We start from the raw sequence: 13121 nt of genomic DNA on the forward strand, positions 1-13121 counted from the left end.
AGCCCCATTGGGGGCCGAACGCGCGAAGCGGACGCCTTACGTTCGGCGGCTTTTTGGAGACAGGTCACCACAGCCCGGTCAGTACGACCGCGGCGAAAGCCATGCCGATATAGGGAGCGAAGGGAAAATCCCGCGCCGGAGGCGGCGCCCTTTTGATGCGCGCCACGGCGCAGCGGACGACCTGCGCGGCCAAAGCCAGGATGCAGGCCCCCGCAAGGCAAGCGAAAACCCCGTAGAACCCCAGGTACAGCCCGAGCACGGCGAGCAGCTTCACGTCTCCCCCTCCGATGGCGGGCGACCCGGTCGCAGCCGTCATGGACCCGCCGCTTGCCAGCAGCACCGCGGCGACCGATGCGGCTGCGACAAACGACTGCGCCACGCCCGCGCGCATAGACCCCGAAGCCATGGCGGAAAACGGAAGCGGTCCGGAAGGTTCCCAAGATGCGCCGCCCCCGACCAGGCAGAGCAGCATTGCTGTTGCCGCCCACAGAACCGCAAGCGACAGGGTGAGCTTGTTGGGGATGTTGCGCGTGCGCATGTCGACGATGGCGATTCGCACAAGAAGCGCGACCGCACACGCCCAGGCCGTTGCGGAAACCACGGCCGAAAGAGGAAGCGGATATGCCAAGACAACAATCATCATGGCGACTACGCTACGGCACGAACCTTGCCGAACTGTATGTAAAGTTTGCATCGAAACGCGGCCAAAACCTGAACCGGATTCGACCCGACCCTGATTTTCTCCTGATTTGCCTGGTCAGAAGCGCGCTTATTCCTTATCTGCCCGTATGCGGGGCAGCAAGACTTGTGGCCAGATTGAAGACGCTACAGCAGAGCCGCGAAATCGGCGGCCGTTATGGCTCCGACGCGGATGATTTCCGGATGGTCGCCGGTGCAATCCGCAACCGTGGAGGAAACGCCGCTCCGAGGCACGTTGTCGCCCAATGCTGCAGATACACGGCTCAGGACGGCGGGGTCGATTTCGGAAAAACGGCGAGGCGGCTTGTGGCCCTGAAGGTTCGCACTGGACGTGGCCAAAGGGAATCCGCAACGGCGGATAAGCTCCAACGCGGTGTCGTCGTCGGGCATGCGCAGGGCGATGGTGCCGTCCGGACCGCAGAATGCTTTGGGGACGGTGCTTGCCGCGCGCACGATGAGCGTCAGAGGACCGGGCCAAAACACCCGCGCCATGGTCTGGGCGAATTCGGGAACGTCCTGCCCGTACAGCAGAAGCGACGAATGCTGTCCCACCAGCCACGGAATGGCCTTGCCGGCGTCGCGTTCTTTAATGTCGTAAATCGCCTGCGGCGTTTGGGCCAACCCCACAGCCAAGCCGATGCCATACACCGTATCGGTCGGAAAAATGATCGGCCGCCCCACGTTGAGCGCCGCGAGGGCATCGTCAAAAGAGCTCGTCTCAAGTGCCTCGGCCATTCGATCCTCGATTCAACTGGGTTTGAAGCTTGGACCCACGAGTCTAGCACAGGGGTGTGGAAAACAAAGGCGCGGCAGGTCACAGACCGGTAACGGTTAGGGAAGCATGGCCTTGATGCCGATAATCACCAACACGATGCCGCCGACGACCTCGGCACGTTCGCCCAGCACCGTTCCGAACCGGCGCCCTACGACGAGGGCCACGATGCACAGCGCAAACGTGGTCAAGGCGATGATTGAAGCCGCCGAAACGATGGACACCGCCTCGGCACGCAAGGTGACGCCGACAGCGAAGGCATCGATGCTGGTGGCTATGGCCTGCATGACCACGGCAGGCAGCGTGATGACGCCGCTTTCGACGCCCATTCCACCATCGCCTCCGTCTCGCAGCGTCTGCACGCCTTCTTTAATCATGTTGCCGCCGATGAAGCCCAGAATGATGAGGGCGACGATGCCCGAATAGCGCTCGATGACGGCTCCGAACGCGCTGCCGAGTATGTAGCCCAACACCGGCATGAGCCCCTGGAACAGGCCGAACGCCACAGGCAGCATAAGCTGGCGGGCGCGGGTCATTGCCGGATACGCGAACATGTCCGAAATGGTGACGGCGAAGGCATCCATCGAAAGCGCCACGCCGATGAGTACGACCTCGACGATTCCCATCCGCTAGCCCTCCGCACCTTCGGCCAGGCTGCGCAGCATTTCGATTTCGGCGGCGTAACCGGGCAATTCGTTCGGCGTTTCCAGAATGAACGGCAGGTCGCGCAGAGCCGGGTGCCGGACGATGCGCGCAAACGCCTCGAGTCCGATGTGCCCGTTGCCGATGGTTTCGTGGCGGTCCTTGTGCGATCCGCAGGGGTTCTTGCTGTCGTTGATGTGCACCGCCCGCAGCCGGTCGAGCCCCACGACGCGGTCGAATTCGTCCAACACGCCGTCAAGGTCGTTCACGATGTCGTACCCGCCGTCGAACACATGGCAGGTGTCGAAGCATACCCCCAGGTGGGATTCGAGCTCCACCCGCTCGATGATGGCCGCCAGCTCCTCGAAGGTGCGGCCCACTTCGCTCCCTTTGCCGGACATGGTCTCGAGCAGCACCGTGGTGGTCTGCTCCGGCCGCAGCACCTGGTTGAGCAGGTCTGCGATCATCTCGATGGCCGCTTCGGACCCCTGCCCCACATGGCTGCCCGGATGGAAGTTGTAGTAGCTGTTCGGCACGGATTCCATGCGGACCAGGTCGTCAGCCATGGCCTGAAGCGCAAATTCGCGGGTTCGTTCCTTATCCGAGCAGGGATTCAGCGTGTACGGAGCATGGGCTACAAGCGGCGCGAACCCATGTTGGGCCATGTGGTCGCAAAGGGCTTGCGCGTCGGCGGGATTGATAGCCTTCGCGCTTCCGCCCCGCGGGTTGCGGGTGAAGAACGCAAACGTATCCGCGCCGATTTCGGTGGCCGTCTTCCCCATGGCCAAAAAGCCCGAAGACGACGACAAATGACAACCGATATGGAGCATGCCCACCCTTTCGAACTGCAAATCAACGAACCTAACGGCTTGTCAACGCCCTTTCGACGCACGGATTACATCGGGCGGACCAGCTCTCGCGTTCGGCATAGTGTATGGCATACTTGCATCGTCGAGAAAGGCATACCATGAAAACATCGAACGAGAATTTTTACGAAGCATACGTGATCAACAACGACGGCACCAAGACGTCTGCTCCGATGACGTTCGTCGAACGCCCTAACAACCCGTTCGGAAACGGCGCATCGGCACAGGCCGTCGCCTACACCCCCGGCCTGCATCTTGGACGTCGCATCCTAGGCCTCGGACTTGTGGCCATCGGCATCCCGATGCTCATCCTGCCTGGCCCCGGCCTTCTGGCCGTAACGCTTGGCCTGTCGATGGCTTTGCTTCCGTAATTTCATCCACCCTTCATGCTTCCCACAGAGCACGACACATCTCCTTCCTACAGGGGCCCCGTATCGCACAGCGGGGCCCCGCCCCTTTTTATGGGCGTGTTGCCCTGGCCGGCCGAACATTCGACCGGGAGCTTCATGGACTTCGGCCCCGCCGAATCGCAGTCCCGTCCGATGAATCGGCAAACAAGGGCTCGCCGGTATCCTAGACGGCAGGCCAACAGCAGCAAAACGCCCCGCCGCTGCAAACGCAGAGACGGGGCGACGTTATTCGGAGTAGCAAAGCGCCTAGTCGACGACTTCGACCAGCTCGATATCGAAGTTGAGGTCTTTGCCGGCAAGCTCGTGGTTCGTATCGAACACGACGTTTTCGGAGTCGACGGACACGACCAACGCCGGGAAGGTGCGGCCCAGCGAATCGTTGAGACACACAGCCTGGCCCACGATCAGGTCTTCTGCACCGGGAATCACCGATGCAGGAACGGTGTAGACGGCGGCGGGATCGGTCTCGCCGTAGGCGTCCTTGGCGGGAATGTGGACCGTCTTCTTCTCCCCCACCTGCATGTCAAGCACGGCGGCGTCGAACCCGGGAATCATCTGGCCGATGCCGGCGACGAACTCCAGCGGCTCGCCACGGTCGTAGCTGCTGTCGAACTGGCTTCCGTCATCCAACGTACCACGGTAGTGCACTTTGATGGTCTTGCCCTGGTTGCTCATGGCGATTCCTTTCAGCGTCGAAGTGATGCGTATATGGTACCCGACCAGCTCCGCCCGCCCAAGCGCAGCTGCGCAATCCCGCAGGTAATCCACGAGGCCGCAGGGGCGCGGCGGAGCTTCCGCTTGGGCCGAAGTCCCGATTTGCGACCATCCGGCGGCATCGGGGTCCGCAATGCAGAACGCCCCGTTCGCCGATGGATGCCGGCGGACGGGGCGCATGGAGCGCAAGGCTTTGCAGCTGGAACGTTTAGCCTTCGACCTCGACCAGTTCGATTTCGAAGGTGAGGTCCTTGCCGGCCAGCTCGTGGTTCATGTCAAGCACCACGTTCTGTTCGTCCAGAGAAACGACCTTCGCCGGGAAAGGGCCCATGGGCCCGTTGAAGTACACGGTCTGACCGACGGGCAGGTTCTCGGCACCCGGGATCATTGCCACGGGAACGGTCTGGACGGCTTCGGGGTTGTGCTCGCCGTAGGCGTCCTTGGCGGGAATGTGGACGGTCTTCTTCTCGCCGACGGCCATCTCAAGCACGGCGGCGTCGAAACCGGGGATCATCTGGCCGGCGCCCGCGGTGAACTCCAGCGGCTCGCCGCGGTCGTAGCTGGAATCGAACTGGGTGCCGTCGTCCAGCGTGCCGCGATAATGCGCCTTGACCTTCTTGCCCTGATTGCTCATGTGATTTCCTTTCGAAAGTAAATGCAATGGGGCAATGGTACCCGACCCGCTGCGGCTCGCGCGCCCCGCTCACGCATCCCTACAGGCAATCCACGAGTCGAACGGGCGGCGTACCGCAGGCTACGGCTGCACGACTCCCGTCAGTGCAGCAATGGCGATGACGACGACAAACAGAACAAGGGCAACCAGTCCCGTCAGCAAAAGGTTCAGGAAGAACCCCAGCTTGCGAAGCTTTGGGAAGCGCTTCTTCAAGAAATGCTTGTCGACAAGCGCCCAGAAGGCGCACAGCATCCAGCCGCCAGCCAAAAAACCGTAGACGACCACCCTGAACCAAAAGGGCCACCCGCTGGGATCGTCATCACCTATGATGCAGAGCCACAGAATCCAGGACATGGCAAGCACGCACAGCGCGAGCAGCGCATTCCATATCATGGCGAGCGACGACACGAACAGCGATCGGGGCTTCATCTCTGGTTCGGCGGCCGAAGCCGACTCAGCCTTCAACGGCACGGCAGGCTCGGAGCCGCCCAATGCGCGGGACACGGCCTGCTTAAGCTCCGCTGCCGAAGAGAACCGCTTCGCAGGATCGAACGCGGTGGCCTTCGCCAAAACGCTGCGCATGGCAGGGGTCGTTTGGGCCTGCGCGAACCCATCGGCCAGGTCCGACTGGGTCGGCATGCGCCCCAACAGGCAAAACGCGTATACCATACCCAAAGCATAGATGTCGCTGGCCACGCTCGATTGGGCATAGCCGAACTGCTCGGGGGCTGCATAGCCTCGCATGCCGAAGGGGTTCGTATCCCGTTCGGCCCCCGACGCGTATTCCCGCGCCACGTCGAAATCGACCAGAACGGGCATGTCTTTAGCGGTTATGACGATGTTTCCAGGCTGCAGGTCCCGATGGATGATGGGAGGATCGAACCCTTCGTGCAATTCCGACAAGGCGTCCGCCAGCCGCAAAAACACCGTCTGCAACCGCTCGCGGTCATATGTGCCCGAAAGGACGCACTGCTCAAGGGTCCGACCTTCGACAAACTCCATGACGACGACCGTTGTACCCGGTTCATGCTCTACCTCGTAGATGAGGGGGACGTACTTGTAGCGAAGGCCCCGCTGCTGCGCCTCGTACAGAACATCGTACGCACGGCCGAACCCTTGGACATCCGCCATGATTTTCCGAATGCGCAGCGGGCCGGTCGACCCGTCCCTACGCACAGGCAAAACCGCCTGGACAGTTTCGGCGGCATTGGCTGACAGCACCTGCTCGACACGATATCGTCCGTCGTCATGTTCTTGCGCCGCATATATCTTCTGATTGTCCATCGTCCACTACTCCAACCCTAAAGACAGCGGCACGAAGATCACAAGGATCAAAAACGCGATGTAGGCGATGGCCGTCAAAATGAGGTTCGGCACGAAACGAATATTCCGAAGGACCTTGAACCGCCGCTTGAGCGGGTATTTGTCCAGCAAGATCCAGCCGATGGCAATAGCGAACATCGGCAGGACAAACACGTACACAAGGAAATCGAACAGATAGGAATTCCCTTGCGTTCCCGCTATGGTCAGACCCATAAGAGATCTTACCGTGAAGTACGCCGCCAGCCCGATAATAAGGACGTTCCAGACAAAACCCAAGCGCGAGAGCCAAACGGGCCTCGGCTTCAGGGCGGTGGAATCCGAGTCCGCAACGGCCGATCGGCCGGCGAGCCGAAATATACCTGGCTTAGACGAATGCGCAGGCGACGCGGCTGAGCCGTCGTTCGCAACGACCCAATAGCTGACGCGCCTGTCCCCATCCGGCCGCGACGGGAGAACCTTCGCGCTCTCGTTTCCGCCGTTTCGGCATGCCGCATCAAGCGCCGTTTTGAGCTCCGACACGCTGGCGAAGCGGTCGTCGGGACTGAAGGCCGTGGCTTTGGCAATGACATTCCGCACCAAGTCGGACGCAGGCAGGTTTGAGAACCCGGCTTCCCTATCGGCTTGAGTCGGCGTGCGGCCCAACAGGCAATACGCAATCACCATACCCAGCGCGTATACGTCGCTGCGCACGGTGGTCTGGGCATAGCCGAACTGCTCCGGCGGCGCATAGGCGCGCGTGCCGAAGTGGTTCGTGTCCTCATCGGAACCGGGCTTGTATTCCCGCGAGATTCCGAAGTCGATAAGCACCGGCACGCCCATCTTGCTGATCATGATGTTGGAAGGCTTCAGGTCCCGATGGATGATGGGCTGCGCGAACCCTTCGTGAAGCTCGATCAAGGCGTCGCACAGTTGCATGAACAGCGCAGTCGTTTGCTCCCACGACAGATGGTTCGCCTCGAGATGCTTGTCCAGCGAAAGGCCCTGGACCCGCTCCATCACGACAACGGTCTCGTCGTCGTAGCGTTCAACTTCGTATACTGCGGGAATGTGCTTGAAGCGGTAGCCGCTGCGCTGCGCCTGGCGGATGAGCTCGTAGGCGCTGCCCACGCCGTGCCCGCTGGCGATGATTTTGCGGATGCACTGCTGACCGAGGGATCCGTCGTAGCCGATGGCAGACACCAGCTGCGTCGTCTCGATCGGGCTCGACTTGATGACGGCGTCCACGTGGTAACGCTCGCCATGGGCAAGTTCGTTCAAATATGCATCCAATTCGTTCATGGTGGTATGGTACCAAAGCTTTCGGCGTGCACTGTCCACAAACGCGTACATGAGGGCCGTATCGGTTGCTGCGGCCCTATAGGCCGACGCGGAAGGCGCATACGCCATGCTCAAACAGTCCTGCTTTGGCGAAATGTCCGCCGGACATTTCGCGTCGTGCGGAACTGCGCGTGGCATACGCGCCTTCTGCCCCTGACCGAACAGTGGCGGATCGGTTGTGCCTAATCGGGGTCGTAAAGCGCCTTATGGCCTCGTTTGACCAGTTCGTCGTTGCATTCCATCATGCTCATGCCCTTGTTGACGCAGAAGATGATGATGGCGTCCCGTTCGTTTTTGGGAGACAACGGGCTCAGCCCTGCCGCCTGCAGCGTACGGGCGGATTCTTTCAGGTCCATTTGCATTGCGAACACAAGCTGCAGCACCCTGTCGCGGGCCGGGTGCTCCTTGCGCCCGGAAATGATCTCGTATCCGTACGTATACCCTATTTCCGTTTCAGCCAGGACCTTCGACTGGACCAAGCCCTTCTTGTCCAGCAAGTGCTGTAGGTAATCCGACAGGGTCCGCCGGCCAGGCTGGCGTTCTCCCAAGTAGGAATCGAGGTTCGGCGCCGCAAGCAGCTCGTCGAGCAGCTCGTCAGTCAACGGTTCTGTCTGGGTTTCGTCCATGCGGCCCTCGTTCCTATAGGGTAATCGGCTTTTCTGAAGTATAAGCCAACGCACGCACGGCAACGTCAGCAGATTGTCTCTTCGGCGCGGCGATACAGTTCGGCGTTCGTCTGCTGCAGCGAGTAGCCCTTGTTCATGCAGAACAGGATGATGGCGTCGCGACGGTCTTTCGGATACAGCGTGTTGACCCCGGCCGCCTGGAGCAGGCGGTTGGATTCGCGGATGCTGAGTTTCATGCCGAACGCCAGCTGCAGCACCTTATCGCGGCTGGGGTTGCGCTGCCCGGTGAAAATCTGGTACCCGTAGGTTTCGTTGAGGTCGGACTCGCGCACGACCCGCGACCTGACCAGCTCCTTCTCTTCTAACAGCTGTTTAAGGTATTCGGGAAGCGTCCGCTTGATGCTCGGGTGCCCGTCGAGATAGCCTTGCACATCCTCCGTTTCCAGCAGCTCCCCCATCAGATCCTCGGTCAGCGGCTCAGCAGGACGGATGGTCTGCATGCGTCGCGCATTGTCTTCTTGTCGCATTCGATGTTCCGCCTTCATGAAAGAGGTGCACCGAAATGCACCTCTTGATGTTTGCATGTCTCAGGATCGGCGTCACAGCGCCGCTGCTATTACAGATATGCGTTTAGGGCCGCATCCTCGTAGGCGCTGGTGATTTCCATCGACTGGGCCTCGTAGACGTCGTAGAGCTTCATGCTCCAATCCTCGTACACCTCGTAATCGTCGCCGTCGCGATACATGACCAGCGCCATGCGCTCGGTGCCTTGCGTCTCGATAAGCGCCAGCTCCTGAATCTTGTCGGTGCAGATGTTAGCCAGTTCAACCATGTCGGTAACGCCCTCCGCTTCGGCGTTGAACTCCTCGATCAGCGTCGGCGTGGCCTCTTCCAACTGAGCCGTGTAGTCAGCCAGAATGCTCTCGTAGGTGGCGTCACCAATCGAGTCGACATCTTCCTGCGATGCCTCTTCGGCCGCTTTTTCGGCATCGGGCTCAGCAGCAGGTTCGGGCTCAACGGCTGCCTCGGGCTCAGCGGCCTGTTCAGCCTCCGCGGTCGTCTCGGTCGCCGCAGGCTCAGGGTCGGACGCCTCGTCTTTCTGGGCGCCCTCGCCTCCTCCGCAGGAAGCAAGCAGAACCGCCAGCACAAGGCCCGCTAGCACAAGGGCGTATTTCATGACGAAGCTATCGCGTGCGTATCCTTCGCTGTGCATAGTTACTCCCGTCGCCTTTGGCTATTCCACGCTGAACGTGGCCGTCGCGATGATGGTCTCTTCCCACTGCCAGCTGTCTTCGACTTCGACCTCGACTTCGGACGTGTCATCCAACAGGTATGCAACCTGGTAGGACGTGGTTGCACCGGGCTTTACGTCGTTCCATTCGCTGTCGTTGTCGATGTCGGAAACTATCCCGCGCTCAAGCTCGACTCCGTTCTGGTAGGCCTTCGAATAAAGCGCAGCCGCAGCACTGGTCTTTTCCTCGGAATTGTTCGTCCAGGTGTAGTCGACGATGATGCACGGGTTGCCCTCGTAGTCCTCGCCCAAAGACGACCCATCGATGGTCACGGCGTAATTGGATTCGACCGTTTCCTCTTCAGGCTCGGCCGCTGGTTCGGGCTCGGCGGCCTCTTCAGGCTCGGCGGCTTCCTGAGTCTCGGTGCTTGCGGAATCGGCCGCATCCGCCCCTTCGTCGCTCGACGAGCACGCAGCCAGTACCAGCATGCCGCAAAGGGCCATCGCAACCATCGCGATTCCCAGAATCTTCTTCGTTTGTTTCTTCATTACGACTCCCTTTCGTTCGTTATGCCAGCCGAATCGCTACTGCGCCTTCGGCGTACGGCTCCGGACAATGTCAATAACGGCAACCACGGCGCAGATGAGGCACCATCCAGCCCAAATACGCAGGTCGGAATAGCTTCCGGCAAGTGCGAAGCCGAGCAGCGCCGCGAGTCCGAACACGACGGCGAGCGCGATGTTGCCGCCGCGGCCCTGGCTGTTGCGAACGGCGATCGCCACGATGCCGCCGGCCAGCAGCAGGATGGCCACAAGGACCCCCGCCGACCCGCCTACCTCGCCGCTGTTCTCCAGGCTGTTGCTCAGCCCGGCGGCGCAAGATTGGAATAGAACGAATACGCTCAGGACAATCGAGAGAATGCCCGACACCAGCTTCCAAATTTTCATTGGCGTTTCCTCCTGCCATCAATCGGTGTTGACAGTGAAAACGGTACCCGTCTTGGTCGTTCGTTTCATTAGCTGTCAGCTAAGACTTCGGCGGCGGTCGCCGACACCCCATCGCCCTTTAGAACCGTATTCGAGGTCCGTGTCCAAGTTTTCAGCAGAAACGAAAAGGAGGCCTCCGACGGTTGATCAGGCCAAAAAACCGCCTCCCGAGACTTTGTGCACGTCTTCGGGAGGCGGTTTCAGTCGATGTTGCACGGCCGGAGCCGCGGACTAGGCGCCTATCGGTCCAAGGGCAGCATGAACCACCTGGCCACATCCTCCGGCCTCGTCTTGCATCCCCGTTCAAACCACCAGGCCACGGCTTCGCAGAACGCGCTTACGAGCAAACGCTGTGCAAAGTCACCGTCCGCTTCGGGAAAAGCAGAGGCTCCGTCCGAAAGCAACCCTTTCAAACGTCCTTGGAAGTGCGAAGTGAAGTGCGGCTCGCCTTCCATAAGAAGCTTGCCGCTCACGCCCCCATGCGTGTCCCTCAAATGATAGAGCAGGTGCGCGAGCTGGCCTTCCAGACCGGGAGTTTCGAGCGTGGCATGCGTCACGCAATCGGAGTTGACCCCTTCGAAGATATGGTTGAACATCTCGGTGCAGATGGTGTCGATCAAATCGTCCTTCGTCTCGAAGTGGGCGTAAAACGTCGACCGGCCGATGTCTGCGCGCTCAATAATCTGCGCCACCGTCACCTGGCTGTAATGCTCTTCGGCCATAAGCGCTTCGAATGCGTCGAAAATGGCGCGCTGCGTCTTTCTCTGGCGTCTGTCCATGGCATGTTTCCTTCCGCACAATTCGGGCATCGGTGTTCCGTATCTTCCGATAGACGGCGATTGACTCTTCAAATCGTACCGATTGGATTATAGCGTACTAAGTGTTCAATATCGTAACAGTATTCCAGGAGAGTGAATCATGAAAGGCAGAATCGACGCAGCGTTACACAGGTTGGAAGACTTGTTCGACATCGGCGGCATCAAAAAGGACATTGTGCTTCTCGTCATTTCGGCGGTGGCGCTTGTTGCGAGTTTCGTGGCGGGAAGGTCGCTTCCCGTAGATCCGGCATGGATCGCCATCGTGCTCTGCGGTATCCCCATTCTCGTCGGTGCCCTGGTCGGCCTTGTTACCGAATTCGACATCAAGGCCGATGTGTTGGTGGCCATAGCCCTTTGTGCTTCGGTTGCGGTCGGAGAATACTTCGCTGCAGGCGAGGTTGCGCTCATCATGCAGCTGGGCGGCTTGCTGGAGGAGGTCACGGCCGCCCGCGCTCGGGCAGGAATCAAGCGGCTCGTGTCGCTTACGCCCAGGTCCGCACATGTGATTGGAGCCGATGGCACCGTTTCCGATGTGCCCGCCGAGAAGGTCGCCGCAGGCGCCACGGTGCGCGTACTGCCCGGAGAAACGGTTCCGGTAGACGGCCTGATCGTCACGGGCCTTACAAGCGTGGACGAAGCCATCGTGACAGGAGAGCCCCTGCCGAAGGACAAGGGCCCGGGTGACGAAGTGTCTGCCGGCACGGTCAACTGCAACGGGTCGGTCGACGTGCGCGCCACCCGCGCAGGAGACGACGGCACCATCGCCCGCATGGCACGCCTTGTGGAAAGCGCCGACGCAGGCAAAGCGAAGATCGTGCACCTTGCTGACCAGTGGGCTACCTGGGTTGTGGTCATCGCGCTGCTGGCCGCCGCCGGAACCTTCCTCGTTACGCACGAGGTACTGCGCGCAGTCACGGTGCTCGTCGTGTTCTGCCCTTGCGCGTTCGTGCTGGCCACACCCGCAGCCATCGCAGCCGGCATCGGCAACGCCACGCGCCATGGCTTCCTGGTGCGCGAGGGTGATGCGCTCGAGCGCCTGGCCAAAACCAACCGCGTCGCCTTCGACAAGACGGGCACGCTCACCGAAGGCACGCCTGAATTGTTCGCAATCGAACCCCTTCCCGAATCGGGCTTCGACGAGCGGAGCCTCCTCGGGCTCGTCGCTTCCGCCGAAGCCAAGAGCGAACACCCGCTCGGCAAAGCCGTCGTGGATGCCGCCCGCAAAGCCGGTATCGAACCCGTCGCGTCGGATGCGTTCGAGGCCCTGCCAGGACTCGGCATCCGCGCACGCGTTGGAAACTCATCCGTCGCAGTGGGCAACAAAACCCTTATGATCAAGGACGGCATCTCTTTGAACAGGCAGGATTACCTGGTTGATATGGCGGGACAAGGAGGCGGATCAATCAGCTACGTAGCCGTTGACGGCGCCCTTGCAGGGGCTGTGGTCCTCTCCGACACGGTGCGCACAGACGCCGGCGAGGTTGTTGAGAACCTGCGCTCCCAGGGCATCGAGCCCGTCATGCTCACAGGCGACGCCCCCGAACCCGCCCGTGCTGTGGCTGCGCGACTTGGAATCGAAGAGATCTTCCCCCACTACCTGCCCGAGGACAAGCTCGCCGCAATCGAGCGCATGGAATCACAAGGCCGCAAGGTCGCCATGATCGGCGACGGGGTGAACGACGCCCCTGCGCTCAGGCGCGCCTATGTGGGCCTCGCTATTGGCGGCGTGGGATCCGACATCGCTATGGAGGCTGCCGACATCACCGTTGTTGGCGGCATTGCCGACCTTCCCCACCTGTTTGCGCTCTCCCGCAAGATGATGCGCAAAATAAAAGCGAACCTCACGTTTTCGATGACCTTGAACTTCGTGGCCATCGCGCTGGCCATCGCAGCCGTGCTCGACCCCGTCACCGGCGCACTTGTTCACAATTGCGGCAGCGTATTCGTGGTTGTGAATTCGGCCCTCCTATTGAGATGGGAATCGCAGAAGGGCTAGATGACGACGCGTCGTCCCGTCTAAAGGCAGCCGAAGCCATGCATCCC

Annotated in this window: 16 protein-coding genes; 2 read left to right on the forward strand and 14 right to left on the reverse strand. The window is 60.8% G+C overall.

Translation table 11 applies throughout. The features are described 5' to 3' along the window. Positions 1 to 64 precede the first annotated feature (64 nt). From SHEL_RS10590 to SHEL_RS10605, 4 genes are all read right to left on the reverse strand, one after another. On the reverse strand, positions 65 to 643 hold the full coding sequence (locus tag SHEL_RS10590; RefSeq protein ID WP_012799269.1) for a prepilin peptidase: 579 nt from the start codon (positions 641 to 643) through the stop codon (positions 65 to 67). Between the two features lie 182 nt (positions 644 to 825). Further along, positions 826 to 1434, reverse strand: a complete 609-nt coding sequence (locus SHEL_RS10595) for an L-threonylcarbamoyladenylate synthase (RefSeq protein WP_012799270.1) — start codon at positions 1432 to 1434, stop codon at positions 826 to 828. Positions 1435 to 1530: 96 nt separating this feature from the next. Further along, the gene (locus SHEL_RS10600) at positions 1531 to 2097 is read right to left on the reverse strand and encodes a manganese efflux pump MntP (RefSeq protein WP_012799271.1); all 567 of its coding nucleotides are present in this window, start codon (positions 2095 to 2097) and stop codon (positions 1531 to 1533) included. Between the two features lie 3 nt (positions 2098 to 2100). Beyond that, positions 2101 to 2943: a deoxyribonuclease IV gene (locus SHEL_RS10605; protein WP_012799272.1), complete on the reverse strand. Its 843-nt coding sequence runs from the start codon at positions 2941 to 2943 to the stop codon at positions 2101 to 2103. Between the two features lie 137 nt (positions 2944 to 3080). On the opposite strand from SHEL_RS10605, the gene SHEL_RS10610 reads away from it, so the two are divergent. Continuing rightward, positions 3081 to 3350 carry a PGPGW domain-containing protein gene (locus SHEL_RS10610; protein ID WP_012799273.1) on the forward strand — a complete coding sequence of 90 codons (270 nt, stop codon included), beginning with the start codon at positions 3081 to 3083 and terminating at the stop codon, positions 3348 to 3350. 285 nt (positions 3351 to 3635) lie between these two features. Here the strand turns inward: SHEL_RS10610 and SHEL_RS10615 are convergent, their stop codons facing one another. From SHEL_RS10615 to SHEL_RS10660, 10 genes are all read right to left on the reverse strand, one after another. After that, positions 3636 to 4064 (reverse strand): FKBP-type peptidyl-prolyl cis-trans isomerase, encoded by a 429-nt coding sequence (locus tag SHEL_RS10615; protein ID WP_012799274.1) that lies wholly within the window; start codon positions 4062 to 4064, stop codon positions 3636 to 3638. Positions 4065 to 4311: 247 nt separating this feature from the next. Continuing rightward, on the reverse strand, positions 4312 to 4737 hold the full coding sequence (locus SHEL_RS10620; RefSeq protein ID WP_012799275.1) for an FKBP-type peptidyl-prolyl cis-trans isomerase: 426 nt from the start codon (positions 4735 to 4737) through the stop codon (positions 4312 to 4314). Positions 4738 to 4857: 120 nt separating this feature from the next. Beyond that, a complete protein-coding gene (locus tag SHEL_RS10625) occupies positions 4858 to 6060 on the reverse strand; it encodes a serine/threonine protein kinase (protein WP_012799276.1) in 1203 nt (400 codons plus the stop codon). A 6-nt stretch (positions 6061 to 6066) separates the two neighbouring features. After that, entirely contained in the window at positions 6067 to 7485 is a 1419-nt protein-coding gene (locus SHEL_RS10630; RefSeq protein ID WP_012799277.1) for a serine/threonine protein kinase, read from the reverse strand. A gap of 113 nt (positions 7486 to 7598) precedes the next feature. Further along, positions 7599 to 8042, reverse strand: coding sequence for a hypothetical protein (locus SHEL_RS10635; protein ID WP_012799278.1), 444 nt, complete (start codon positions 8040 to 8042; stop codon positions 7599 to 7601). 65 nt (positions 8043 to 8107) lie between these two features. Continuing rightward, complete coding sequence (locus tag SHEL_RS10640; RefSeq protein WP_232001596.1) at positions 8108 to 8569, reverse strand: XRE family transcriptional regulator; 462 nt, start codon at positions 8567 to 8569, stop codon at positions 8108 to 8110. An 89-nt stretch (positions 8570 to 8658) separates the two neighbouring features. Next, positions 8659 to 9255 carry a hypothetical protein gene (locus SHEL_RS14535; RefSeq protein WP_012799280.1) on the reverse strand — a complete coding sequence of 199 codons (597 nt, stop codon included), beginning with the start codon at positions 9253 to 9255 and terminating at the stop codon, positions 8659 to 8661. Between the two features lie 21 nt (positions 9256 to 9276). Next, the gene (locus SHEL_RS10650; protein ID WP_012799281.1) at positions 9277 to 9822 is read right to left on the reverse strand and encodes a DUF5067 domain-containing protein; all 546 of its coding nucleotides are present in this window, start codon (positions 9820 to 9822) and stop codon (positions 9277 to 9279) included. Positions 9823 to 9858: 36 nt separating this feature from the next. Then, positions 9859 to 10221, reverse strand: a complete 363-nt coding sequence (locus SHEL_RS10655; RefSeq protein ID WP_012799282.1) for a hypothetical protein — start codon at positions 10219 to 10221, stop codon at positions 9859 to 9861. A 278-nt stretch (positions 10222 to 10499) separates the two neighbouring features. Next, positions 10500 to 11039: a TetR/AcrR family transcriptional regulator gene (locus SHEL_RS10660; RefSeq protein ID WP_012799283.1), complete on the reverse strand. Its 540-nt coding sequence runs from the start codon at positions 11037 to 11039 to the stop codon at positions 10500 to 10502. 139 nt (positions 11040 to 11178) lie between these two features. Between SHEL_RS10660 and SHEL_RS10665 the strand changes: the two genes are divergently transcribed. Further along, entirely contained in the window at positions 11179 to 13074 is a 1896-nt protein-coding gene (locus SHEL_RS10665; RefSeq protein WP_012799284.1) for a heavy metal translocating P-type ATPase, read from the forward strand. Positions 13075 to 13121 lie beyond the last annotated feature (47 nt).

Origin of the sequence: Slackia heliotrinireducens DSM 20476, assembly GCF_000023885.1 — a bacterium.
Taxonomy (GTDB): Bacteria; Actinomycetota; Coriobacteriia; order Coriobacteriales; family Eggerthellaceae; genus Slackia; species Slackia heliotrinireducens.